The following is a 23,316-nucleotide window of genomic DNA, read 5'->3' as shown; positions in this document are numbered from 1 at the left end:
CCTTCTTTTTCATGCGTTTCCTTCTGAGACCAACCATTAGTCTCATAGGCTGACGAGCGGACCCGTCAGACCACCAACACCTCTCGGGGACTTATAAGACTGCCCCACCTATTTTCGGTATCGATAGGCACTCACCCCCCTTCTAAAGTAGGAAAGGTCTACCCTAGAGTAGCCCCTATTCCATCTCGAACCGTTAATTTTTCCCAATAATACGGACTTCGCGCTCCAAGGTCACCCCAGCTGATTTTTCAACTGTCGCAATGACATGGGCGATTAAGTCTTCATAATTTTTGGCAGTACCATGATCGACATTGATCATAAAGCCAGCATGCTTTTCTGAAACCTCTACACCACCAATCCGGTGTCCCTTTAATCCAGCTTCACTAATCAATTGTCCAGCAAAGTGACCCACTGGCCGTTTAAAGACCGAACCACAAGATGGATACTCAAGGGGTTGCTTAAGCTCACGCAAATGAGTCAAGCGAGCCATTTCTTGATTGATCTGATCATAGTTGCCTGGCGCTAGAGCAAACTTAGCAGCAATCACCACATCTCCTGTCTCTTGGATCTTGGAATGACGATAGCCAAAGGCTAATTCTTCTGCTGTTAAGGTTTTAATTTCTCCTTCTGGCGTCAAGACCTTACACGATTGGAGAATGTGGGCAATTTCACCACCATAGGCGCCAGCATTCATATAGACAGCTCCACCGATGCTACCTGGAATCCCACAGGCAAATTCAAAACCTGTCAAGCTATGGTAGCGGGCTACATGAGTCACATCGATCAGCTTAGCACCTGCCTCTGCTTCAATCACATACCCATTGACCCGGATATCATGAAAATGATCAAACATGATCACAAAGCCTTCAATCCCACTGTCACGGACGATAATATTGGAAGAATTCCCCAAGACCATCCAAGGGATTTCCTGGGCATTTGCAAAGGTAACAATTCGTTTTAATTCATATTGATTGCGAGGAAAGGCTAAATAATCTGCCGCCCCTCCAACCTTGGTATAGGTGTATTGTTTGAGTGGCTCATTGAACAAAATCTCAATACCAGCCAATTCCTCTTTGATTTGCTTTACGATTTCCATCTCACAACTCTCTTCTATACGTTATCTTATCCATTATAACAAAAACCAGCCCACTTTTCGACCCAGAAGTAAAAAAACAGAAACAGCCAAAGGACCGATTCTGTTTTAATTTTTTTAAACAAGGGTTAATTGAATTAGCCAATCTTACGTGCAATCCCACGTGTTTTTTGAGTAGACAAGGCTGAGCTAATGGCAACACCACCCCCAATAATAGTGAAGACTGCCAACATAAAGAAGTTAAAGAAGTATTTTTCAGGTGCTTCACCATTTAGAACAAGGGAATTGATCAAATCAAATCCATCACTAAAGTCGAGTCCAAGCTGTTTAACTGCTTCTAAGGCATAGTCGAATTGGTGAACGAGAACAATAGTCACCAACAAGAGGATACTAGAAATAACTGCACCAAGTTTGCTAAATTTCTTCCCTAAGATCTCATAGCCTTTGACAACACAGATCCCAAGGATAAAACCAGCATAAAAAGCTACGTAGCCGAGACGGGCAATAAAAAGAGTAACAGCCCCTCCAATAATGGCACCAATAAAGGCACCGACTGTTCCAAGAAGGACATTTTCTTTCTGACTATTATATGAATCTGTTTCAATTTTTAATTGGGAACTCACAATTTGATAGTTTTCTTCATTCATCAAGAAAAGGGAATCTCCAATTTGGTAGAGACCAACCGGTCCTTTTTCACCAGAGTAGCCACAAACAGTGTAGAAGCCATTGGTTTGTAAAAATTCCAGGATTTCTGTTAAGGCTTGGTGAATGTTTTCAATCGTTTTTGCTTTGGTCATCCCAGCTTTTACAGTGAAAGTTGTGACATATTGGTTGAGGCTAATGCTCTTTAGAACAGAAGATTCTTTGACCATTTGATGCAATTGAGCTGCTGCTTCCTCTGCATCATCACGTGAGACAGAAAGAGCAATGGTAAAAACATTTTTTGTGTCGGTTTCTTTCATTAAGAAGAAATAGCCAGAGTTTTCTCCATAAATAGATGAGGTTTCCGGATCATACTGGAATCCAAGTTCCGTAGCAAGTTGATGACGTTCAAAGTCTTTCATTAGAATTACAATCTCCTTTACAATTCTATCTATCTTTCGAATAATTGTTTATTATCCTAAAATAATTTGATAGACAAATGATTTATAGAACTATTTTATCATAGATAAATAAAATTAGATAGACTAATTTAGCCTATCTAATCATTTTTTATTGAATCAAGATTCACTGGCCTCTACTTTTACACCAGTTGTGTCAATCTTTAGTGAGAAGACCTGACCATTTAAGCACTTAGACTCCAAGTCTTTGGCAAAGGTTTCTGCATATTCAACTGGAAGCAAGGTCATAATAGTTGGACCTGCACCAGAAAGGTAAGTGGCATAAGCATCGTGTTGATGTGCAACTTCTTTAACCTGAGGGAACTCTGCAACCAACTGTTGGCGGTAGCGTTCATGGAAGCGATCTGCTTCGATAGCTTTTCCTGCAACTCTCAAGTCTCCCTTAGCAAGGGCAGCAATGGCCACGTTTGCAATTGAACTAGCTGCCACAGCTTCCTTATAAGTCCACTCACTTGGAAGGACATTTCGACTATCGCTGGTCTTGAGTTCGTAATTGGGAACAAAGGCTACCAAAGCACACTCAGGGAATGGAAGGACCAAATGATTGGTCTGCTGATCCACATAGCTCGCTACGACCAGATTTCCAAAAATAGCTGGGGCTACGTTATCAGGATGCCCTTCGATTTTTGTAGCAATTTCTAGTTTATCTTCATCACTTAGAGCTAGCTTGCCCAGTTGATTGGCCAACTCAATCCCCGCTACGATAACAGAGCTAGAGGAACCAAGTCCACGCGCCAAAGGCACTTCACTGGTCATCTTGAGACGATGAGGAGGCAAATCGGCTGCGACTTGGAGAGCAGTTTGAAGCAAGAGATTCTCTTCGTCGCTTGGAATCTCCTCACCCAAATCGTGTTCAATCCACCAGTTTTCTTGCGCTTCTAGCACATCAATGGTCAAATACTTAGAAACAGCGATACCAACAGAATCAAATCCGGGCCCTACATTGGCACTGGTTGCTGGAACAATAATCTTCATGCTTATTCTCCCAAGACCTTAAAGGTATTCAAGAGTTCGAAATTCGGCTCTGAATCCAGTTTTTCAACCAAGTTCTTTAATTGGGTTTGGTTGACTTGGTGGGTAATGATGACCACACTTGCAAATTGACCATCTGTGTCTTCTTGAAGGATTTGTTTGAAGGAAGCTCCTTCTGCATTAAAGATCTCCGCGAGACGCAAGATTTGACCAGTCGCATCTGGTGCCTTGATTGAGAAGTAATAATTGTTCTTCACATCTTCTGGTTTAGCCAATTGAAGAGGGCGGCTGTATTCATTGAAGGCTTTACCGATCGTTCCTTCTTTCAGACGACGGACAATGCGAACGATGTCGGCTACGACACTAGTCGCAGTTGGTTTTTGGCCTGCACCTGGTCCGTAGTACATAGACTCACCAATCCCGATCGATTCCACATAGACCGCATTCATGACATCGTTCACACCAGCAAGTGGATGTTGTTTTGGAAGGAAGGTTGGTGTCACTTCTGCTGCAATCCCTGACTCTGTTTCTACAATGGATCCGACAAGCTTAATCACATAGCCAAGGCTTTGAGCGACTGAGACATCTTGAGGAGTGATCTGGCTGATCCCTTTGTGCCCCACTTGGTCAAATTGGATGTTCATCCCAAAGGCGAATTGGCTCAAGATCACCATCTTGTAGGCGGCATCGATCCCTTCGACGTCATTGGTTGGGTCACTTTCAGCGTAACCAAGGCGTTGCGCTTCTGCTAAAGCATCTTCATAAGTCCAGCCTTCTTCGACCATTTTGGTCATCATGAAGTTGGATGTTCCATTGACCACACCGAGTACTTTGGTCACCTTGTCAGAAGCCAAGGAATTCACCAAGGTTCGAAGGATTGGGATCCCACCCGCTACAGCCGCTTCATAATAAAGAGCTACTTGGTGTTTTTGAGCAATCTCTAGCAATTCACTTCCATGAACAGCTAGAAGGTCTTTGTTCGCAGAGACCACATGCTTACCTGCTTCCAGAGCACGGGTGATAAAGGTCTTCGCTGGCTCAATCCGGCCCATCAATTCAACTACGATGGCAATCTCTTTGTCTTCAATGATCTCATCGACATTGGTCACAAAGTTGTAGTCATGGCCAGCCGCTTGCAAGCTTTGCTTTTCCGCATCATCACGAACAAGGACCTTAGCGATCTCAATGTCATCCTGAGCAGCCTGGCTGATTTTTTCATGGTTTTCTTTTAATAAAAATGGTACGCCACTGGCAACAGTACCAAATCCTAGTAAGGCAATTTTTACAGACATGTTGGTCTCCTTAAAAATCTAATATATTCCATTATATCAAAAACTAGGCCCTTCTGACTAGTTCTTTGGCCTTCATCCTCTACAAGAACTTTACCTTTTGGGATTTAGACCTCCTCTTAAAAGCAACTAGCAACTCATTCCTACAAAAGCCGGCGAGATTCCCTGAAATTTTTCCCCAATTGTAACTTTGTCTTTAAATGATTTCCTATCCCTGTGATATAATGATAAGAAATAAGAAAGGGGTCTCTATGAATCACCGAAAAAGACGCGTCCCAAAGAAAATACGATTATTACTTATTTTAAATGCTTTTCTGCTAACCTGCATATTCTTTTTAGGTTTTCTCTTATTAAAACGGGGGGCTAGCACTCCTGTTGCTGACAAGCAGGAAACAAATACAAGTCAGACGATGAAACAGCCAGGAGCTACCACTAAATGGGTAAAACAAGATCAACCTGTAAAAATACCGATCCTCATGTACCACGCCGTTCACACGATGGCCCCTTCAGAAGAAGCCAATGCCAACCTTATTGTAGCACCAGAAACTTTCGAGAGTCATCTCAAAGCCTTAAAAGAGGCCGGTTACTACACTTTAACTCCTGAAGAAGCTTATCGGGCACTCACAAAAAACGAACTGCCGGAAGGTGGCAAAGTCGTTTGGTTGACCTTTGATGATGGAATCGCTGACTTTTATACCATAGTCTATCCTCTCCTAAAAAAATACCAAATGACCGCAACCAACAATATCATTACTTCCTTTTCTGACGAAGAAAGACCTAGTGTTTTAACCTTCGATCAGATCAAAGAAATGAAAGCGCAAGGTATGACGTTTGAGAGTCATACGGTATCTCACCCAGACTTGGCCAAATCAGATAGCTCTCGTCAGGAATCTGAATTGGCAACTTCCAAACAAGTACTAGACAAGAAACTCCATCAAACTACTACTACCATTGTTTACCCTGCCGGCCGCTACTCTGATGTCACCATGGAACTAGCAGAAAACAATGGTTACAAAATGGGCTTAACGACCAACAATGGACTAGCTAGTCTAGACGATGGCCTCTACTCACTAAAACGCCTGCGGATCTTACCAACTACAACAGCAGAAAACCTACTTGCCGAAATGCAACCTAATCCATAAACATACAAAAAGCACGAGTCCGAATGACTCGTGCTTTCTTTCTCCATAATGGAGGCTTTTATTTGGATTTGATGTAGTTCACACCATCTGCTTTTGGTGCAACCGACTTACCAAAGAAGGCTGCTAGTACGATGATAGTCAACACATACGGAGCAATACGGAGGTATACTCCAGGAATATGGGCAAGGAAAGGAATCTGCGTAGATACGACCGCCAAGGCTTGTGAAAGACCAAAGAATAGACTTGATAGCATGGCACCGATTGGGCTCCATTTACCAAAGATCATAGCCGCTAGGGCGATAAATCCAGGTCCCACAATGGTAGTGGCAGAGAAATTGACAGAAGCAGATTGCGCATACAAGGCACCCCCAACTCCTCCTAAAAATCCAGAGATGAGCACACCGTAGTAACGCATGAGGTAAACATTAATCCCTAGGGTATCCGCAGCTTGTGGATGTTCACCGACTGAGCGAAGGCGAAGACCAAATTTCGTTTTAAACATGATAAACCATGCTACAAATGAAAATCCAATCGCGACATATCCCATTAAACTTGTATTCTTGAAGAAGATATCACCAATGACAGGGATATCAGACAAGAAAGGAAAATCAAATTTACCAAATGACAAATCGATGTTGTTGGTTTGGCCTTTTCCGTAGATAGCTTTTACCAAGAAGACGGCTAAGGCAGGAGCCAACAAGTTCAACACCGTACCACTCACCACATGGTCAGCACGGAAGTTAATAGTCGCTACCGCATGGATGGCAGAGAAAATAAGACCAACCAAACCACCTGCAAGGAGAGACAACCAGATTGTCATGCCACCAAGAGAGCTAGCAAAAGTCAAGTTAAACACAACCCCTGTGAAAGCTCCCATAACCATGATACCTTCCAAACCGACATTAACGACACCAGCATGTTCGGAGTAGGCTCCTCCGATACTAGTGAAAATGAGGGGAGCAGCATAGACCAGCATATTCGATACAAGAATCGTTAGTATAGCAACAGTATTCATTCTTACTCTGCTCCTTTCATTTGTTTCTTAGGCTTGATGTATTTTTCAATAATGTAATGAGCACTTACAAAGAAGATAATCGAAGCTGTCACAATATTGACAAGTTCTGGTGGAATAGTCGCTGTGGTCATACCTGGCGCACCTGTTTGCAAGGTTCCAAGCAAGAAGGCCGCAAAGACAATTCCAATAGGAGAATTGCTAGCAAGGAGAGCAACTGCCATCCCATTAAATCCAACAGCCAAGGAACCAGCTTGAACATAAACGTTCTGGAAGGTACCAATTCCTTCTACTGCTCCACCGATCCCACAGAGGGCACCTGAAATCACCATGGAAAGGATGATGGTCCGTTTAGCTGACATCCCTGCATAGTCTGAAGCATTGGGGTTAAGACCAACAGAACAAATTTCAAATCCAAGTGTTGTTTTCTTGATAATGAACCAAATCACTGCAACGGCAATCAAAGCAATGAAGATCCCGATATTCATCCGTGACTTAGTCAATTCTGTCAAGAACCCTAGGCGGTAACTTGCATTTGCTCCTACTGTGATACTAGATTCAGAATCGACCATGAACTTTTTAGGGAAGTTCCGGATGATTTCATTTCCAGCAAACAGTACGATGTAGTTCATCATAATGGTAACGATCACTTCACTCGTTCCCAAAAATGCTCGTAGGAGTCCTGGAATCAATCCAATGAGACCACCGGCAATTGCAGCCACAAGGACGGTCAAAGGAATCATTAGAACGCGAGGAATATCTGGGAAGGATAGAGCGAACCATACAGCCGCAATCCAACCTGCCAAAGCTTGTCCAGGTAAGCCGACATTAAAAAATCCAGCTCGACTGGCTATCGCAAATCCGAGAGCAATCAATATCAGTGGCCCCATAGTACGGAAAATTTCACCCACATTTTTTATGGAACCAAAAGCTGTCTTGAAGAGTTCTTCATAACCCCAAAGAGCATCATAACCAAAGATCCACATAATAATGGCTCCGAGGATGATTCCTAGGATTACAGAAATAAAAGGAATAGCAATTTGTCTTGTATTTTTATTCATTTGAAGCCTCCTTGATTTCTCCACCAGCCATTAGAATACCAAGCTCTTGTTTGTTGGTCTCAGACGGCTTCACAATACCTTGGATTTTTCCATCATGAATAACAGCAATCCGGTCTGATAGATTTAGAATTTCATCTAATTCGAAGCTGACAACGAGGACGGCTTTTCCTTTATCACGTTCACCAATCAAACGTTTATGGATGTACTCGATCGCACCAACGTCCAATCCACGTGTCGGTTGGCTAACGATTAACAAATCTGGATTCCGATCAACTTCACGAGCAATGATGGCTTTTTGTTGATTTCCTCCTGATAGAGCACTTGCTGGAACAATCTCATTGGCTGCACGAACATCAAATTCTTCCATCAACTTGCGAGCATAGGAATTAATTTGATTGTAATTCAACACACCATTCTTGCTAAGAGGTTCTTTGTAGTAAGTTTGAAGTGCGATGTTTTCAGAAAGCATCATTTCAAGCACAAGACCATCGCGATGACGATCTTCAGGCACGTGGCTGACATTCATTTCAGTAATCTTACGTGGGGAAAGGCCAACAACTTCTTGTCCCTTAATTTTGATACTGCCTGATTTGACTTTGCGAAGTCCGGTAATAGCCTGGATCAATTCACTCTGACCATTTCCGTCAATCCCTGCAATTCCGACAATTTCGCCTGCACGAACATCAAGAGATAGTTCTTTGACCGCAGGAACACCACGGTTTTCATTCACGACCAAGTCAGAAATTTGCAGAACCACTTCTTTAGGTTGCGCTTCTTCCTTTTCTGTTACGAAAGACACTGAGCGCCCAACCATCATTTCCGCCAAGTCTTTATTGGTAGCACCTTCGATGCCAACTGTTTGAATGGATTTCCCACGACGAATAACTGTGACACGGTCTGCGACGGCACGAATTTCGTCCAGTTTGTGAGTGATGAGGATAATGGATTTGCCTTCTTTAACGAGGGTTTTCATAATATCCATTAACTCCAAAATTTCAGCAGGAGTTAGCACTGCTGTAGGCTCGTCGAAAATCAGAATATCAGCTCCGCGATAGAGTGTCTTCAAGATTTCTACACGTTGTTGAGCCCCAACAGAAATATCTTCAACTTTTGCTGTAGGATCCACAGCCAAGCCGTAGCGTTCAGATAACTCTAGAATATCTGCATTAGCTTTTTTCAAATCTAATACACCCTTGTTCGTTACTTCGCTACCAAGAATGATATTTTCTGCAACAGTGAAAGCCTCTACCAACATGAAGTGCTGGTGAACCATCCCGATCCCTAGAGAAGCAGCCTTTGAAGGGGAATCTAGTTTTTCAGATTTCCCATTGACCACAATTTCTCCGCTCGTTGGCTCCAAAAGACCAGCCAACATATTCATCAGGGTTGATTTCCCAGCTCCATTTTCACCAAGAAGTGCATGAATTTCACCTTTACGCAATTCGAGGTTGATTTTGTCGTTTGCGACAAATTCACCAAAGATTTTGGTAATTTCACGCATCTCAATGACGTTTTCGTGTGCCATTCGAATATTCCTTTCTAGAAAACTATATTTTATTTCAGTAGGACCTGCTAAACGAGTTAGTAAGTTCTATTGAGACAAAATGTCTCAACACCTCATAAAAAAGCGACCCAAGAAGGATGGATCGCTTCTGGAAGGTTTTATTTCTCAGGTGCTTTTACACTACCATCAATAATTTGTTTTTTAGCATCTTCTACTGCTTTTTTAGCATCTTCTGAAAGATTAGAAGTTGTCAAATCAACACCAGCATCTTTCAAACCAAATGTAATTACTTTTCCACCTGGGAATTTACCGTCAGCAGTTTGAGTTGCGATTTCTTGAACAGTTTTACCAACTTGTTTCAAAGTAGAAGCCAATACGAAGTTAGATTCTTTACCATCTTTTGAAGTGTATTTACCTTCATCAACTTGGTCACGGTCTACACCAATAACCCAAACTTTTTCGTCTTCGTTTTTCTTCTCGTTCAAGTCTTTTGCTTCCTTGAAGACACCAGCTCCTGTACCACCAGCAGCTTGGTAAATAACGTCAGCTCCTGCAGCGTATTGTGTTGCTGCAATTGTTCTACCTTTTTCAGGGTTGTTGAAGTCTTCAGCATATTGTACATCAACTGAAATGTCTTTGTTTACAGACTTCACGCCTGCTTCAAATCCTTTTTCAAAACGAGTGATAACTTCACCACGTGCTCCACCGATGAAACCAACTTTGTTTGTTTTCGTAGTTTTGGCAGCAGCAACCCCTGCAAGATAAGCAGCTTCATTATCTGCAAAAACAGCAGATGCTACGTTCTTCTTATCACCAACAACAGAGTCAATGATAACATAGTTGATATCAGCATTTTCATCTGCAGCTGCTGTAACAGCTGGAGCAAGTTTGTAACCAACACCGTAAACTAATTTGTAGCCGTTTGTAGCAGCTTGGCTAAAGTTATTCGCAAAATCTGCTTCACTTGTAGATTGGAAATAAGTGAATCCGTTATCTTTAGAAAGACCGTTTTCTTTACCCCAAGCTTGTAGACCTTCCCATGCAGATTGGTTAAATGATTTGTCATCAACACCACCTGTGTCAGTAACGATAGCAGCTTTCAAATCAGTTTTTGCATCTGAAGAATCTTTGCGAGACGCACGATTTCCACATGCAGCAAGTCCGATTGCAGCGACAGTTACTAGACCTAGGCCTAACCATTGTTTCTTGTTCATTTCTGAACCTCCTAAATAAGATATGCAACTAAGTTGCGGATTAATGAAAGGGTCAATAGACCGCCTTTACAGAAGTTACTAGGTAAGATCTGTAAAGGAATATGGAAGCAATTCCTTGACCGTCATCACGACCGTCGATTTATCTTTGGCTACCAGAGTAACCGGTAGGTCTGGCTCGAAAAATTCAGCCATCACCTGGCGACAAGCACCACAGGGTGAAACTGGTTTTTCCGTCTGACCATAAATAATTAATTCCTTAAATGAACGCTCACCTTCTGAAACAGCCTTGAAGATAGCTGTTCGCTCACCACAATTGGTCAAGCCGAAGCTCGCATTTTCAACATTGACGCCTGTATAAATCTTCCCCTCTGCTGTAACTAAGACAGCACCAATTGGAAAACGAGAATAAGGCACGTAAGCATTCTCGCTTGTTTTTACAGCTAGGTCAATCAACTCAGTAGTCGCCATGGGCTACTTCTCCCTTCATGATGGCTACTCCAGAGGAAGTACCGATTCGGTTAGCACCCGCTTGGATCATGGCTTGAGCATCCTCATAGCTACGAGTGCCACCAGATGCTTTCACTCCCATATCCGGTCCAACAACCTCGCGCATGAGAGCTACATCCTCAACAGTTGCTCCACCAGTAGAGAAGCCAGTCGAAGTTTTCACAAAATCTGCTCCTGCCAATTTGGCAATCTGACAAGCCACTACTTTTTCAGTTTCAGTTAATAAGCAAGTTTCGATAATCACTTTTACCAAGCGATCGCCACTAGCATCCACAACGGCCTGAATATCTTCTTCTACTAATGTCAGATTTTTTGATTTCAAGGCACCGATATTGATGACCATGTCAATCTCATCGGCTCCATTTTGGATGGCATTTTGAGTTTCAAATGCTTTAACAACTGGTGTGTTCGCGCCAAGAGGAAAACCAATCACCGTACACACTTTTACATCTGAATCCCGAAGTCCTTCTGCAGCGAAGTTAACCCAGGTCGGTTGGACACAAACACTCGCAAAATCATATTCTTTCGCTTCTTCGATCAAAGCCTCGATTTGTTCTTGTTGTGCATCAGGTTTTAATAATGTGTGGTCAATATATTTGTTTAATTTCATTAATAAATCTCCCCCCAAACGAATTACGAAACGATTTCAATAATCTCTGAAACGCTTACAACCTCGTCTAGTATTTTAACATTTTTTTGGAATTCTGCAATGTTTTTTTGACAAATTTCTAGATTTGTATAAATAGTTGCAACAAGCTCCCCTTTTTGAACAGGATCACCGACTTTCTTAGCAAAAACAATTCCTGTTTCATAGTCTAAATCATCTGATTTTACTGCTCTGCCAGCCCCCAGACGCATAGCGAAGAGTCCGTGTTCCATGGCAGGCAAGGCTGCAATATAGCCATCCTCTTCTGCATAGACAGGCACCTGTTTTTTTACCTGAACTGGACGGTAGAGATCTTCTAAATCGCCACCTTGAGCGAGGACCATTTCTTCAAATTTCTTCAGAGCTTTGCCGGCTGTCAAATGTTGCTTGACTTCTTCCAAGCTAGCCGTCACTCCGCCAAGCTCCAACATAATTTGAGCCAATTCACAAATAAAGTGGGTGACATCTTCTCTGCCTTTGCCTTGAAGAATATCTAAGGCTTCATGAATTTCCAAACGGTTCCCAATGCTGGTTCCCAAAGGTTGGCTCATATCCGTCAAGACAGCAATGGTCTTGCGCCCGACAGCATTTCCAAGGTCCACCATAGTGCGGGCCAATTCACGCGCCTCTTCGATGGTCTTCATAAAGGCCCCTTCTCCAACGGTAACATCGAGAAGGATAGCATCTGCTCCAGCCGCAATCTTCTTACTCATGACGGAACTGGCAATTAAGGGAATCGTGTCAACTGTTGCCGTCACATCTCGAAGTGCATAGAGAAGCTTATCCGCCATGACCAATTGATCAGATTGGCCGATAACAGAAAGACCAATGTCTTGTACTTGTTTGATGAACTCTTCTTGGGTCCGCTCAATTTGGAATCCTTTAATCGATTCCAATTTATCAATGGTCCCCCCTGTATGTCCAAGACCACGACCACTCATCTTGGCTACTGGAACTCCAAAGCTGGCTACTAGAGGGGCCAGTACAATCGTTACTTTGTCCCCTACACCACCTGTTGAGTGTTTGTCCACCTTGATGCCTTTAATAGCAGAGAGGTCGAATTGCTCCCCTGTTTCCACCATCTTCATGGTCAAATCTGATATTTCTCGAGTCGTCATTCCCTTGAAATAAACCGCCATGGCAAAGGCAGCCATTTGATAGTCCGGTACTGTTCCCGCTACATAGCCCTCAATCAGCCAGTGAATTTCTTCTTTACTCAACTCAATGCCATCACGTTTTTTCTGAATGATATCTACAGCTCTCATGTAACTTTCTCACTCCTTAAAATATAATAACCTTTGTCTTTTTTGAGGATTTCACAGTTTCCAAAGACTTCTTCCATTTTTGCTTTCGCACTGGGAGCACCTTGTTTTTTCTGAATGACAATGGTTAGGTCTCCACCAGGATTCAAATGGTCAAAGCTTCCAGAAAGTACTTCATGAACTACCTTTTTCCCAGCCCGAATGGGAGGGTTACTGATAATATGGTCAAAACACCCCTCAACCTCATCATAGACATTGGATTGGAAGATCTTAGCTTCGACTTTATTTAAAGCCGCATTTTTCTGAGCTAGATCAAGGGCACGTGTATTAACGTCTACCATAGTAGCATGAACCCCTTGCGCTTTAACCAAAGAGAGACCAAGAGGACCATACCCGCAACCGACGTCCAAAACCATCTCTCCTTGCTGAAAAGACAGACAAGACAAGAGGACCTGGCTGCCAAAATCGATCATTTTCTTACTAAAAACACCGGCATCCGTCAAAAATTTCATCCGCTCTCCTAGAAGGACCACATGTAACTCATGGATATCATGTTGAGCATCTGGATGTTCATCATAGTACATTTTACTCATACTAGCATTATAGCATAATTTAACCTATTTTTAAATCGTTTACAGAAGATCTTAAAACTGATATACTAAAGGTCACTATGGAGGAAAAGCTTGAAATGGATAAAGAATTTCTACACTTCGAAAAGATCAATCGACAAACTTGGCAAAATCTCCACCGGAAATCAACTCCTCCTCTATCTGAAGAGGAATTGAATTCAATCAAGAGTTTTAATGACCTCATTAGTTTACAAGATGTAACAGACATTTATTTACCCCTGACACACTTAATTCAAATCTACAAAAAAGCGAAAGAAGACTTAGCTTTCTCTAAAGGCATCTTTCTCCAACAGGAAAGCAAAAAACAGCCTTTTATGATTGGAATTTCAGGGTCTGTGGCTGTCGGCAAATCAACGACTAGTCGCCTCCTTCAAATCCTTCTTTCTCGAACCTTTTCCGGTTCTACAGTGGAGCTAGTGACGACAGATGGCTTCTTATATCCCAATGCGACCCTGATTGAACAAAACATTCTCAATCGCAAGGGCTTCCCTGAAAGTTATGATATGGAACTTCTCTTAGATTTCTTGAATCAGCTTAAAAATGGTCAGAGTTACCAGATTCCCGTTTATTCTCACGAGATTTATGATATCGTCCCTGACCAGAAGCAAACCATCCAAGCTGCAGACTTCATTATCGTAGAAGGGATCAATGTTTTTCAGAATCCTCAAAATGATCGTCTCTATATGACGGACTTCTTTGACTTTTCCATCTATGTGGATGCTGAGGTTGCCAACATTGAGTCTTGGTATATTGATCGCTTTAAAAAGTTGTTGGACCGTGCAAAGGATGACCCAAGCAACTACTACCACCGCTTTACCCAGCAACCAGAAGCTGAAGTCCTAGCCTTCGCTCATCAGGTATGGGAGTCGATCAATCTCTTAAATCTAAAAGACTATATCGAACCCACTCGAAACCGAGCCGAACTGATTCTGCACAAAGCTGCCAACCATGAAATCGATGAAATCTATCTCAAGAGGTAAAGAGATTGTAACAAAACGACCCCCAAAAGATGGCGATTCGAAGAAAAATTAGTTTGGGCTTGTCAAAAGAAAAGTTTTCAGATATAATAAGAGAGTTAGAATATCATTGGAGGTGAAAAAATTGGCAAACATTAAATCAGCTATCAAACGCGCTGAATTGAACGTTAAACACAACGAAAAAAACTCAGCTCAAAAATCAGCTATGCGTACTGCAATCAAAGCTTTTGAAGCAAACCCATCTGAAGAACTTTACCGCGCTGCTAGCTCAGCTATCGATAAAGCAGAAACTAAAGGTTTGATCCACAAAAACAAAGCTAGCCGTGATAAAGCACGTCTTGCAGCGAAACTTGGTTAATCAAGAATTGCATACAAAATGAGCTCTCCGGAGCTTTTTTTGTTGCTTCGATATGAGGGGATACGATGAAAATTTCGATTATCGGCTATTCAGGTTCTGGCAAGTCAACTTTGGCTGAAACCTTAGCCCGCTACTACTCCATTCCCAAACTCCACATGGATACCCTTCAATTTCAACCGGGTTGGATAGACAGTGACCGGGATTGGATGGAGGAAGAAATGAAACAGTTTCTCAGTAATCATAGAGACTGGGTCATTGATGGCAATTACTCTTGGTGCTGCTATGAGGAGAGAATGGAGCAAGCCGACCAGATTATCTTCCTGAATTTCTCCCGTTGGAACTGCCTCTATAGAGGATGGAAAAGATACCGTCGCTATAAAGGCCGAGTCCGTGAGAGTATGGCAGCAGGCTGCCCAGAACGCTTTGACTGGGAATTCATCCGTTGGATTCTCTGGGACGGTCGAACTAAGAATGCCAAAGAAAGGTATCGAAATATCCGTTCCACCTATCCCGATAAATTCATCACTCTCAAAAACCAAAAGGAACTAGACCGTTTCCTCAATAACATCAAAAATGATCTACTGGAATCGAAGTAAATATTCGATCTAGTAGATCATTTTTCTTATTTTCTTTTCTTTTGAGGAAACAAGGGAAGTCCTAAAGAAGCCATCTTCTCCGCCGGCACCTTCATGCCATCCTTGATCCATTTGGCTAGGACAGAGACAATGGCTGAACTGAGGAAGGAATTCAAATAACTAGCCGGTCCTTGTGAGGATTTTTGACTTTTACTTCTCTTTTCCAGAAACTCATAAACAGCCTTGGTAAGCAATTTCTCAAAATTATAATCAACGGCTAAGCTGATAATGCGCGCTTCCTTCTTGGCCTCTTTAAAGAGATAAACCCAAATCTGGTACAAATCGGTCTTAAAATTATACCCCTCTAAAGACTTGGTAATTTTCGAAACAGTTGATTGGAAGATGGATTCCAGCAATTCTTCTTTCGACTCATAATTTCGGTAAAAGGCTGCGCGAGAAACTCCTGCTCTCTCCACCAATTCTGAAATGGTAATCTTTTTCAAGTCCTTTTTATCCAACAACTGAAGCAAGGAAATCTCCAAGGACTCCCGTGTGATGGCATTGCTTTCTTGGTTAGATCGTTTCAAATTTTCTAAGGATTTTTCGGATATCTTTCTTTCTGCCATAACACTTACTTTCTATCTGTATCATCTGAATGTATCTGCTTTCAGAGAATGCAACTTCATGATATAATTGTAAAAAAAGACTAACCACTTGTCAATGAACAATTATTTACATTTTGAGGTAATAAAAATGACATGGAAAATTATTGCAGATTCTGGCTGTGATTATCGTACTTACGAAAGTGCTGCACCAGATACTAGCTTTGTTTCAGTGCCCCTTACCATTCAGATTGGTGAGACCATTTATACAGACGACGCTAATCTGGATACAGATAAAATGATGGAAGATATGTATGCAACGACTACTGCTTCCAAATCAGCTTGTCCTAGTCCTGATGACTATATGAGAGCCTTTGAGGGAGCTGACAATATTATCGTTGTTACCATCACTGGTACTTTGTCTGGTAGCCACAATAGTGCTCAAGTCGCTAAAAAGCTTTATCAAGAAGATCATCCGACTACCAACATTCACGTGATTGATAGCTTATCAGCTGGTGGTGAAGTGGATCTACTCGTTCGTAAACTTCACCAACTCATCGCTCAAGACCTTGACTTTGATCAAGTGGTCGAAGTCATCACCAAATACCAAGAAAAAACCAAACTAATCTTTGTCCTTGCTAAAGTCGATAATTTAGTCAAAAATGGCCGACTCAATAAAATTATCGGAACAGTTGTCGGCCTCTTAAACATCCGTATGGTCGGCCAAGCAAGCGATACTGGAACCCTTGAGCTCCTCCATAAAGCCCGTGGCCAAAAGAAAGCTATTACCACTACTTTTGAAGAAATGCTTAAAGCCGGCTACAAAGGAGGGCATATCACCATTGCTCACCGTCGCAACGAGAAATTCGTAGAACAACTCTCTGCCTTGGTCCATGAAAAATTCGCCAATGCGGATATTGAAGTTCTTCCGACCTCTGGCCTCTGCAGCTTCTACGCTGAAGAAGGTGGGCTCTTGATCGGCTATGAAATGTAACAACAAATTATAAAAGACTGGAACTCATTCCAGTCTTTTATAATGTAGACAAACTATTTTAAAGTAAAATAAGTTAAGCGATTCTACAGAAATAGAAATGAGTTCCAATTTTTAAATCGATTCAAAAAAATACCAAAACTTTCCGCTGTGAGAAAAGTGCCTGAAACAATAACGTTTCAGGCACTCGGAATTATTGAGACCTTAGGCTCAATAATTAGTCTTGGAACTTCGAAGAAGTTCGCTGACGTCCGTACTCACCTAAGGAAAGTTTTTAATATGACTTTGTCTTCAATCTGAAAGGCTAGAACTCATTCCAGTATTTTAAAATACAGATTCCCTTCGGTCAGGACCAAAGGGAATCTTTTTTATTCACCAATTTCTTGGTTAAATTTATAAAAAGTACGTTTATAGATATAAACAGTTGCAAGAGCTCCTATAGCTGCAATGAGAAGATAAATCGCACTAGCAATCAAGGTGGTGAAGGCCACAGCGGATAGATAGAAAGCAAAACCTATCAGAATCAGCATAACGATAATAAAGATAAAGATCAATAAGCCTCTCAGGGCAGCATTTCCTCTATTACGGTTCATCAAATCTGTTACAGTCGACCAATTGGTCGTTAAGAGCTTGTAGTCACGTCTAAAAGCGATCACACTCAAACTCAAACTGGTCAAAAACCAAATCAAAAGCATGGCTAGAAGGGAGAGGGGATGGACCCCAAAGTAGCAAGATACCCCTACTAAGAGCACGATCGGCAAAGCAGACTGAACCGAAAAGAGAATCCAAAATTTCTTCAAACAATAGCGTTTGAAGTCAATCGGAAGGGCACGAAGATAAGCGAAATTTTCCCGTTCCAAAGAGATCCCAATACTGGTCAAGCTTTCCACAGAGTTGAAGACTCCGATCATGAAAGCGATGAGGGATAAGGGAAGTAAATATTGGGGTGTGAGGTAGTTCTCAATTTGAAGGGAAGCTCGCGACGCCCCTAAAAACAAGCCAAATGTGAAAAGATAAGGGAAAATCGCCATCATGAAGATGACTTGCGTCAGCAAGGTACCATCACTTAGAAGCCGTTTATGATAGGAAACAGTAAAGCGATGGAAGGCCTTCTGATCTCCCACCTTCATCTGACTCACCCGCTCCTTAACCGCATGGCTGGAAGAAACCTCAAGGGCAGCATCATAAAAATGAGGCAAGACCTGACTTTTGACCAGCCAAATGAGAACCGCTAGAAGCAGAATCCAAGCCAAGATCCCAAGCAGAGCACCTGAATCCAAAGGATTCAAGATAAAGCTATGAAAGACCTCTATCGGAGGAAAAATACTGGGTTGAGTAACCAGATCACCAGCCACCGAATGCTCTGATTGGAGCATATTAATATAGAGGTAAGCTCCAATGGAAATGAGACTACTCAAGCCAATGATGAGGTTAGACACCAAACTCGTGTGCTTCTTAAAGATAGCTGATTTGGTAATCAGATGGGATAGGAACAAGGTGCCCAAGAAGAGGATGGAGAGGAGAATCATGGCACAAAGAAGGCCAAAAAGAAGCCCTACCAGAATATTTCCCCCTGCTTGGATGGGCAGAATGATGAAGTAACTGATCATTGGAAGCAGGGCCATCAAGAGCACTAAAATGACCGAGATGCTCTTTCCTGCAATCACTTCTGCATCCGAAAAGGCATAGGGACGATAAAATTGCAAATCCTTGCTCTCGTAAAAGACATTGTAAAAACTCATCAAACCTTGGGATATGGCTAAGAGCGCAAAGAGCGTAATCATATTGACAAAGGGACCAGGGCTAGAGACAAAATCATTGGCACTCGAGAGAATCCCAAAAAGGAAAAGATAAAGGAGACCGATAAAAATATAGGTCCGAATGGACTGAGCGGAAACATTGACCTTCCTAGTCGGATCCTTCTCCTGCTTCTTACGAAATTTCGCTAATTGGGCAGGCTGAGTAGCGTAGATGATATTGACATCCACTAGGCGACGAACCATCTTAAGACGCATCTGGACTCACCTCTTCTCTTCGACCAGCAAGTCCAAGATAGATGGACTCTAGGCTTTGTTCTGGGTGTTGTCCCTTCAGCTCCTCGATGGTTCCATAAAAGATGAGGTTTCCCTTTTTCAGGATGGCAATCTTATCACAGAGTTGCTCTGCCACTTCGAGGACATGGGTTGAGAAGATGACGGTATTGCCCTTGTCCGCATGCTCCCGCATCATCTGCTTCAGGTCGTAGGAAGCTTGTGGATCCAAACCAGTCATTGGCTCATCTAGAACCCAGATGTCTGGATCAGATAGGAGAGCTCCGATAACAAAGACCTTCTGGCGCATCCCATGTGAGAAAGACTCAATGACCTCATATCGATGACTTGTAAAGTCAAAAAGGTTGAGCAAATGTTCCAAACGCTCATCACATTCCTGCTGGCTCATATCATAGGAAGTGGCAACCAACTCCCAAAATTCATTGGCTGTCAAACGTAGAAAAAGATCTGGCGAATCAGCTACGTAACCAATTTTCTTTTTGATTTCTAATCGATTGCTGTAGAGATCCTTCCCATCGACTAGAATGCTGCCTGTCGTCGGTGTGATGACACTGACCAAGCTCTTAATGGTCGTTGATTTTCCGGCACCATTATGGCCAATCAAGCCGACAATTTGCCCATCTTCAATGGTCAAATTCAAGTGGTTTAATGCCAGATGCCCATCGTAATCTTTTGTGACTCCTTGAAATTCAATCATAGATTCTCCTTCTTCTATCCCACTTCCCTGATGAAAGAAAACGGTTTACTTGTTTTGCCAATATTTTATTCCATTTTTCCTCTTTTGTCAATGGAAAACTCAAGTATTAAAGTAATTCATCAAAGCGGTAGAGAAGGCCAAATAGATAACTAGGAATGGTATCTAGGAGGTCCTCCGTAAAGACCCGCTCCCCTCTTTGGTGGAGTTCCTTGCCCCAAGGCCCTAAATTGACCGCAGGCACTTGAATCTGTGCAATGTTTGCAAGATCCAACTCGTAAACTTGAGAGGGGATAGCTAAACTATCCAATACGACTTGATAGCTTTCTAGCTCTCTCTCCAAGGCACAATAACTGGTGTCGCAAATGCCCATGAAGTACTCTTCCACCTTCAGTGACAAGCCCCTGCTTGCTAAATAGTAGCGATAATCATCTATTAGGTTATCAATTTTTAGACTGGTATTCGGTAAAGACCGACAATTCATAGAAGGGTAATAAGGTGGAGCAAAGCCAATAACCACCAGAGGATTTTTCTCACTCAAAAACTCTAAGAAACTTTGAATCTGCTGGATGGCAATAGTCTGATAGCTGACTCCTGATAAGAAATCTTGATAGGCTCTTTGCTCACACTGCTCTTGAAAGCTTAAAAATCCTTCCTTCTTTTGGCAACGATCCAGCAATTCTTGATAGCTGATGACTCTTGGCTGAGAGATCACATGTTCTTGCCCTGCTTGGTCCTGAAGGGACAGGTATTTGACATAAAATTGATCAACCGCTTCCTGGCTCAACTCTTTGATGCGTTGCAACAATTCTTGAGGGGTCTTTTTCAGATGCAGAACGCTGAAATAGCCGGCAGCATGGAGGACAGTCGACACGTCATATTGATCCTTCAAATCCCTCAGATAAGACCAAGAAGGAAGGGGAGACCGCTCACCCAGAGCATGATCAGATAAGTCTGGGTGAAGGTCCAATTTTGATGCAACTGCTATTAGGAGAGAGAGGGCGTTGATTCCTTTGAGGGGCTCCTTCATATGAGACAAAACTCCTTGGGCGACAACGACTGGCATCAGCTTGCCAACCGTTCCGATATGAAGAACTTTCTCCTTGTCACTCCCTGCTTCAAAGGGCTCTGAATCCACTGCTAACACATAGTCCAAGTCAAACTCATCTTTTAACTGACAGAGTAGATTCAAGGCTCCTCTCATCCCGCGTGAATAAGACTCCTCATCTCCCACAGATAGATATAGTAAATTAACCTGGCCCCCAGCTGGATCTGAGGCATAGGCTTCTAGGACTCCCAACTGGAGAGCTAAGGCCGCCTTCATGTCACAAGAACCTCGTCCAAATTGCCATTGGCCAGAATCTAGGTCCTCCTGCATTTCTGATCGAAAATCAATGCCCTTCAAGGCTTGAACCAGTGCCTCGGAATCCAAAGCTATAGGGGCTAGGGGACCGTAATCTTCTAGATCTACCGTATCGTGGTGGTGAAAAAGGATCACTGTCTTTTTCTTGCCCTTATCGACCAAGGCCCAATTGACACTGCGATGAAGATGGTCATTGGGAAGAGGGGAGCGACCAAAGTGCTGGGGGTGACTCTTGAAATATGGAATAGACCCAATTCGTTGGTCTAGATAGTCTTCTATCTCCCTTTCTGTCTCGGTATTAGTAAAGCTCGGTATGGACATTGCCTCTTGAAAAATGGTGGCAATTTGTTCTTGGAAATGTTCTATGGATCTCAATGGAAGCCTCCTTTTAGTAATAATAGATATCTCTCCTAGAATGAGTCTATAAGACCTGAATTCTGGGACTTTCAACCAGCATTCAAACAGGATAACAACTTAACTGACAGCAAGGAAGATCCTACAGACATTCCTTCCTGTCAATCAAATGATGGAGACACTTCTTCGACTTATAGTCCCTTTTTAGACAGATTGAGCCAACTTGAACAAAACCGAAAAAAATAGTTCCTATTCATGAAGGCAAAATCCCCATTTTTCCCATGCGAGAGCTCGTTTCCAGCCCATTTATCCTTAATCCAATAAAGACAGCGTTTTCGAGAGTGCAAACCTTTGCCCTATCCTGTCATTTTTGGTAAAATAAGGCATTATTCACGAAAGATGAGAACAAAATGGAAAATCAAACCTTAATGCAATATTTTGAATGGTACTTACCTTCGGATGGTCAACACTGGTCCCGCTTAGCTGCAGATGCTCCTCACCTGGCAGATTTGGGCATTCGTAAAATCTGGATGCCACCTGCTTTTAAAGCGACATCTGCCAATGATGTCGGCTACGGCGTTTATGACCTTTTTGACCTTGGAGAATTTGACCAAAAAGGGACTGTCCGCACCAAGTATGGATTCAAAGAGGACTACTTGCAAGCCATTCAGGCCTTAAAAGAAGCTGGAATCCAGCCTATGGCTGATGTGGTCCTCAACCATAAGGCAGCAGCCGATGGCCTTGAAAAGTTTGAAGTGGTCGAAGTGGACCCTAACGATCGGACCATCGTCTTGACTGAGCCTTTTACTATCAAAGGATGGACCAAATTTACCTTTGATGGTCGAAATGGAGCCTACAATGACTTCCACTGGCACTGGTACCACTTCACCGGTACCGACTACGATGCTTCCCGCAATAAGAGTGGGATTTACCAGATCCAAGGGGACAACAAAGGCTGGGCTCAGGATGATCTGGTCGACAGCGAAAACGGCAACTACGATTACCTCATGTATGCCGATATCGACTTCAAACACCCAGAAGTGGTCGAAAACCTCAACCAATGGGCTGAATGGTTTATTGAAACAACTGGGGTAGAAGGCTTCCGTCTCGATGCGGTTAAACACATCGACTCCTTCTTTATGAAGAACTTCATCCAACAAATCACAGACAAATATGGAGAAGATTTCTATGTATTTGGCGAGTTTTGGAATGGGGATGAACAAAGCAACAATGACTACCTAGCTAGCATTGACTATCAGTTCGACTTAGTCGACGTTGCCCTCCACCAAAATCTCTTTAGAGCTAGCCAAGAAGGGGAAAACTTTGATTTAACCACTATTTTCAATGGTACTCTAGCAAGCAATCATCCAGAAAGTGCTGTAACCTTTGTCGATAATCACGACACCCAAAGAGGACAAGCCTTAGAATCCACCGTTAGTGAATGGTTCAAACCTGCCGCTTACGCCCTCATTCTCCTCCGCGAGGCCGGACTTCCATGTATCTTTTACGGAGACTATTACGGGATTTCAGGGGACTTTGCCCAGCAGGATTTCCAAGCCGAGCTTGATCAACTCCTTCGTATCCGAAAAGACTTATCCTACGGTGAACAAAAAGACTACTTTGACGATCCTAACTGCATTGGTTGGACTCGCTCTGGAACGGAAGAGTCTGCTCCTATCGCCTGCGTCATTTCAAATGCGGCTGCATCTGCCAAACGCATGGAAATCGGCCAAGCATATGCAGGACAGACCTACTACGATGCCCTAGGAAATTACCAAGAACCCGTTCAAATCCAAGAAGACGGCTGGGCTGATTTCCCAGTCTCAGAACGCTCTGTCAGCGTATGGATTTTAGCAGACTAACTAGAAAATTTAATTGACTGAAGAGGCTGGGACAAAA

22 protein-coding genes are annotated in these 23,316 nt (G+C 42.7%); 6 read left to right on the top strand and 16 right to left on the bottom strand.

Annotation, left to right across the window (positions count from 1 at the left end; genetic code table 11):
- Positions 1-193 precede the first annotated feature (193 nt).
- The 4 genes from murB to EAI95_RS01125 all read right to left on the bottom strand — a co-directional run bounded on the left by murB (position 194) and on the right by EAI95_RS01125 (position 4,478).
- Positions 194-1,096: a UDP-N-acetylmuramate dehydrogenase gene (murB, locus tag EAI95_RS01140; protein ID WP_129821951.1), complete on the bottom strand. Its 903-nt coding sequence runs from the start codon at positions 1,094-1,096 to the stop codon at positions 194-196.
- Positions 1,097-1,230: 134 nt separating this feature from the next.
- A complete protein-coding gene (locus EAI95_RS01135; protein WP_006596019.1) occupies positions 1,231-2,157 on the bottom strand; it encodes a hypothetical protein in 927 nt (308 codons plus the stop codon).
- A 156-nt stretch (positions 2,158-2,313) separates the two neighbouring features.
- Positions 2,314-3,189 carry a homoserine kinase gene (thrB, locus tag EAI95_RS01130; RefSeq protein ID WP_129821950.1) on the bottom strand — a complete coding sequence of 292 codons (876 nt, stop codon included), beginning with the start codon at positions 3,187-3,189 and terminating at the stop codon, positions 2,314-2,316.
- 2 nt (positions 3,190-3,191) lie between these two features.
- Positions 3,192-4,478 carry a homoserine dehydrogenase gene (locus tag EAI95_RS01125; protein WP_129821949.1) on the bottom strand — a complete coding sequence of 429 codons (1,287 nt, stop codon included), beginning with the start codon at positions 4,476-4,478 and terminating at the stop codon, positions 3,192-3,194.
- Positions 4,479-4,726: 248 nt separating this feature from the next.
- On the opposite strand from EAI95_RS01125, the gene EAI95_RS01120 reads away from it, so the two are divergent.
- Positions 4,727-5,617, top strand: coding sequence for a polysaccharide deacetylase family protein (locus EAI95_RS01120; RefSeq protein ID WP_238662878.1), 891 nt, complete (start codon positions 4,727-4,729; stop codon positions 5,615-5,617).
- Positions 5,618-5,675: 58 nt separating this feature from the next.
- Here EAI95_RS01120 and EAI95_RS01115 read toward each other — a convergent pair whose 3' ends face one another.
- The 8 genes from EAI95_RS01115 to EAI95_RS01080 form a co-directional block, all read right to left on the bottom strand.
- A complete protein-coding gene (locus EAI95_RS01115; protein ID WP_006596014.1) occupies positions 5,676-6,632 on the bottom strand; it encodes an ABC transporter permease in 957 nt (318 codons plus the stop codon).
- A gap of 2 nt (positions 6,633-6,634) precedes the next feature.
- On the bottom strand, positions 6,635-7,690 hold the full coding sequence (locus EAI95_RS01110; RefSeq protein ID WP_129821947.1) for an ABC transporter permease: 1,056 nt from the start codon (positions 7,688-7,690) through the stop codon (positions 6,635-6,637).
- On the bottom strand, positions 7,683-9,215 hold the full coding sequence (locus EAI95_RS01105; protein WP_129821946.1) for an ABC transporter ATP-binding protein: 1,533 nt from the start codon (positions 9,213-9,215) through the stop codon (positions 7,683-7,685). Before EAI95_RS01105 ends, EAI95_RS01110 begins: the two co-directional genes overlap by 8 nt.
- Positions 9,216-9,352: 137 nt before the next feature.
- Positions 9,353-10,408: a BMP family protein gene (locus EAI95_RS01100; protein WP_129821945.1), complete on the bottom strand. Its 1,056-nt coding sequence runs from the start codon at positions 10,406-10,408 to the stop codon at positions 9,353-9,355.
- A gap of 78 nt (positions 10,409-10,486) precedes the next feature.
- Positions 10,487-10,876, bottom strand: coding sequence for a cytidine deaminase (locus EAI95_RS01095; RefSeq protein ID WP_129821944.1), 390 nt, complete (start codon positions 10,874-10,876; stop codon positions 10,487-10,489).
- A complete protein-coding gene (gene deoC, locus EAI95_RS01090) occupies positions 10,863-11,525 on the bottom strand; it encodes a deoxyribose-phosphate aldolase (RefSeq protein ID WP_129821943.1) in 663 nt (220 codons plus the stop codon). Before deoC ends, EAI95_RS01095 begins: the two co-directional genes overlap by 14 nt.
- Before the next feature lie 23 nt (positions 11,526-11,548).
- Positions 11,549-12,826: a pyrimidine-nucleoside phosphorylase gene (locus EAI95_RS01085; protein ID WP_129821942.1), complete on the bottom strand. Its 1,278-nt coding sequence runs from the start codon at positions 12,824-12,826 to the stop codon at positions 11,549-11,551.
- Positions 12,823-13,416 (bottom strand): class I SAM-dependent methyltransferase, encoded by a 594-nt coding sequence (locus EAI95_RS01080; RefSeq protein ID WP_129821941.1) that lies wholly within the window; start codon positions 13,414-13,416, stop codon positions 12,823-12,825. The genes EAI95_RS01085 and EAI95_RS01080 overlap by 4 nt, the downstream gene beginning before the upstream one ends.
- A 95-nt stretch (positions 13,417-13,511) precedes the next feature.
- Here EAI95_RS01080 and coaA point away from each other — a divergent pair, with 95 nt between their 5' ends.
- The 3 genes from coaA to EAI95_RS01065 all read left to right on the top strand — a co-directional run bounded on the left by coaA (position 13,512) and on the right by EAI95_RS01065 (position 15,383).
- A complete protein-coding gene (gene coaA / locus EAI95_RS01075) occupies positions 13,512-14,432 on the top strand; it encodes a type I pantothenate kinase (protein ID WP_126404462.1) in 921 nt (306 codons plus the stop codon).
- Between the two features lie 106 nt (positions 14,433-14,538).
- On the top strand, positions 14,539-14,787 hold the full coding sequence (rpsT, locus tag EAI95_RS01070) for a 30S ribosomal protein S20 (RefSeq protein ID WP_023027010.1): 249 nt from the start codon (positions 14,539-14,541) through the stop codon (positions 14,785-14,787).
- A 65-nt stretch (positions 14,788-14,852) separates the two neighbouring features.
- The gene (locus tag EAI95_RS01065; protein ID WP_129821940.1) at positions 14,853-15,383 is read left to right on the top strand and encodes a DNA topology modulation protein; all 531 of its coding nucleotides are present in this window, start codon (positions 14,853-14,855) and stop codon (positions 15,381-15,383) included.
- 26 nt (positions 15,384-15,409) lie between these two features.
- Here the strand turns inward: EAI95_RS01065 and EAI95_RS01060 are convergent, their stop codons facing one another.
- Entirely contained in the window at positions 15,410-15,988 is a 579-nt protein-coding gene (locus tag EAI95_RS01060) for a TetR/AcrR family transcriptional regulator (RefSeq protein ID WP_006596003.1), read from the bottom strand.
- Between the two features lie 127 nt (positions 15,989-16,115).
- Here EAI95_RS01060 and EAI95_RS01055 point away from each other — a divergent pair, with 127 nt between their 5' ends.
- Positions 16,116-16,958: a DegV family protein gene (locus EAI95_RS01055; protein WP_129821939.1), complete on the top strand. Its 843-nt coding sequence runs from the start codon at positions 16,116-16,118 to the stop codon at positions 16,956-16,958.
- Between the two features lie 365 nt (positions 16,959-17,323).
- Here EAI95_RS01055 and EAI95_RS01050 read toward each other — a convergent pair whose 3' ends face one another.
- From EAI95_RS01050 to EAI95_RS01040, 3 genes are all read right to left on the bottom strand, one after another.
- On the bottom strand, positions 17,324-18,970 hold the full coding sequence (locus EAI95_RS01050) for a hypothetical protein (protein ID WP_129821938.1): 1,647 nt from the start codon (positions 18,968-18,970) through the stop codon (positions 17,324-17,326).
- Positions 18,960-19,703: an ABC transporter ATP-binding protein gene (locus tag EAI95_RS01045; protein WP_023027015.1), complete on the bottom strand. Its 744-nt coding sequence runs from the start codon at positions 19,701-19,703 to the stop codon at positions 18,960-18,962. Before EAI95_RS01045 ends, EAI95_RS01050 begins: the two co-directional genes overlap by 11 nt.
- Positions 19,704-19,809: 106 nt before the next feature.
- A complete protein-coding gene (locus tag EAI95_RS01040; RefSeq protein WP_129822340.1) occupies positions 19,810-21,384 on the bottom strand; it encodes a M20/M25/M40 family metallo-hydrolase in 1,575 nt (524 codons plus the stop codon).
- Positions 21,385-21,827: 443 nt separating this feature from the next.
- Here EAI95_RS01040 and EAI95_RS01035 point away from each other — a divergent pair, with 443 nt between their 5' ends.
- The gene (locus EAI95_RS01035) at positions 21,828-23,279 is read left to right on the top strand and encodes an alpha-amylase (RefSeq protein WP_129821937.1); all 1,452 of its coding nucleotides are present in this window, start codon (positions 21,828-21,830) and stop codon (positions 23,277-23,279) included.
- Positions 23,280-23,316 lie beyond the last annotated feature (37 nt).

Origin of the sequence: Streptococcus sp. bf_0095 (assembly GCF_004166885.1) — a bacterium.
In the GTDB taxonomy this organism is placed as follows: Bacteria; Bacillota; Bacilli; order Lactobacillales; family Streptococcaceae; genus Streptococcus.
This window is presented reverse-complemented; position numbering and strand designations above follow the sequence as displayed.

Coding starts and splice junctions, on each gene's coding strand:
- EAI95_RS01085 (WP_129821942.1), bottom strand. CDS start 12,826: ATGAGAGCTGTAGATATCATTCAGAAAAAACGTGATGGCATTGAGTTG.
- EAI95_RS01055 (WP_129821939.1), top strand. CDS start 16,116: ATGACATGGAAAATTATTGCAGATTCTGGCTGTGATTATCGTACTTAC.
- EAI95_RS01060 (WP_006596003.1), bottom strand. CDS start 15,988: ATGGCAGAAAGAAAGATATCCGAAAAATCCTTAGAAAATTTGAAACGA.
- EAI95_RS01040 (WP_129822340.1), bottom strand. CDS start 21,384: ATGTCCATACCGAGCTTTACTAATACCGAGACAGAAAGGGAGATAGAA.
- EAI95_RS01050 (WP_129821938.1), bottom strand. CDS start 18,970: ATGCGTCTTAAGATGGTTCGTCGCCTAGTGGATGTCAATATCATCTAC.
- murB (WP_129821951.1), bottom strand. CDS start 1,096: ATGGAAATCGTAAAGCAAATCAAAGAGGAATTGGCTGGTATTGAGATT.
- EAI95_RS01035 (WP_129821937.1), top strand. CDS start 21,828: ATGGAAAATCAAACCTTAATGCAATATTTTGAATGGTACTTACCTTCG.
- EAI95_RS01095 (WP_129821944.1), bottom strand. CDS start 10,876: ATGGCGACTACTGAGTTGATTGACCTAGCTGTAAAAACAAGCGAGAAT.
- coaA (WP_126404462.1), top strand. CDS start 13,512: ATGGATAAAGAATTTCTACACTTCGAAAAGATCAATCGACAAACTTGG.
- EAI95_RS01125 (WP_129821949.1), bottom strand. CDS start 4,478: ATGTCTGTAAAAATTGCCTTACTAGGATTTGGTACTGTTGCCAGTGGC.
- EAI95_RS01065 (WP_129821940.1), top strand. CDS start 14,853: ATGAAAATTTCGATTATCGGCTATTCAGGTTCTGGCAAGTCAACTTTG.
- EAI95_RS01105 (WP_129821946.1), bottom strand. CDS start 9,215: ATGGCACACGAAAACGTCATTGAGATGCGTGAAATTACCAAAATCTTT.
- EAI95_RS01080 (WP_129821941.1), bottom strand. CDS start 13,416: ATGAGTAAAATGTACTATGATGAACATCCAGATGCTCAACATGATATC.
- deoC (WP_129821943.1), bottom strand. CDS start 11,525: ATGAAATTAAACAAATATATTGACCACACATTATTAAAACCTGATGCA.
- EAI95_RS01110 (WP_129821947.1), bottom strand. CDS start 7,690: ATGAATAAAAATACAAGACAAATTGCTATTCCTTTTATTTCTGTAATC.
- thrB (WP_129821950.1), bottom strand. CDS start 3,189: ATGAAGATTATTGTTCCAGCAACCAGTGCCAATGTAGGGCCCGGATTT.
- EAI95_RS01120 (WP_238662878.1), top strand. CDS start 4,727: ATGAATCACCGAAAAAGACGCGTCCCAAAGAAAATACGATTATTACTT.
- EAI95_RS01045 (WP_023027015.1), bottom strand. CDS start 19,703: ATGATTGAATTTCAAGGAGTCACAAAAGATTACGATGGGCATCTGGCA.
- EAI95_RS01135 (WP_006596019.1), bottom strand. CDS start 2,157: ATGAAAGACTTTGAACGTCATCAACTTGCTACGGAACTTGGATTCCAG.
- EAI95_RS01100 (WP_129821945.1), bottom strand. CDS start 10,408: ATGAACAAGAAACAATGGTTAGGCCTAGGTCTAGTAACTGTCGCTGCA.
- EAI95_RS01115 (WP_006596014.1), bottom strand. CDS start 6,632: ATGAATACTGTTGCTATACTAACGATTCTTGTATCGAATATGCTGGTC.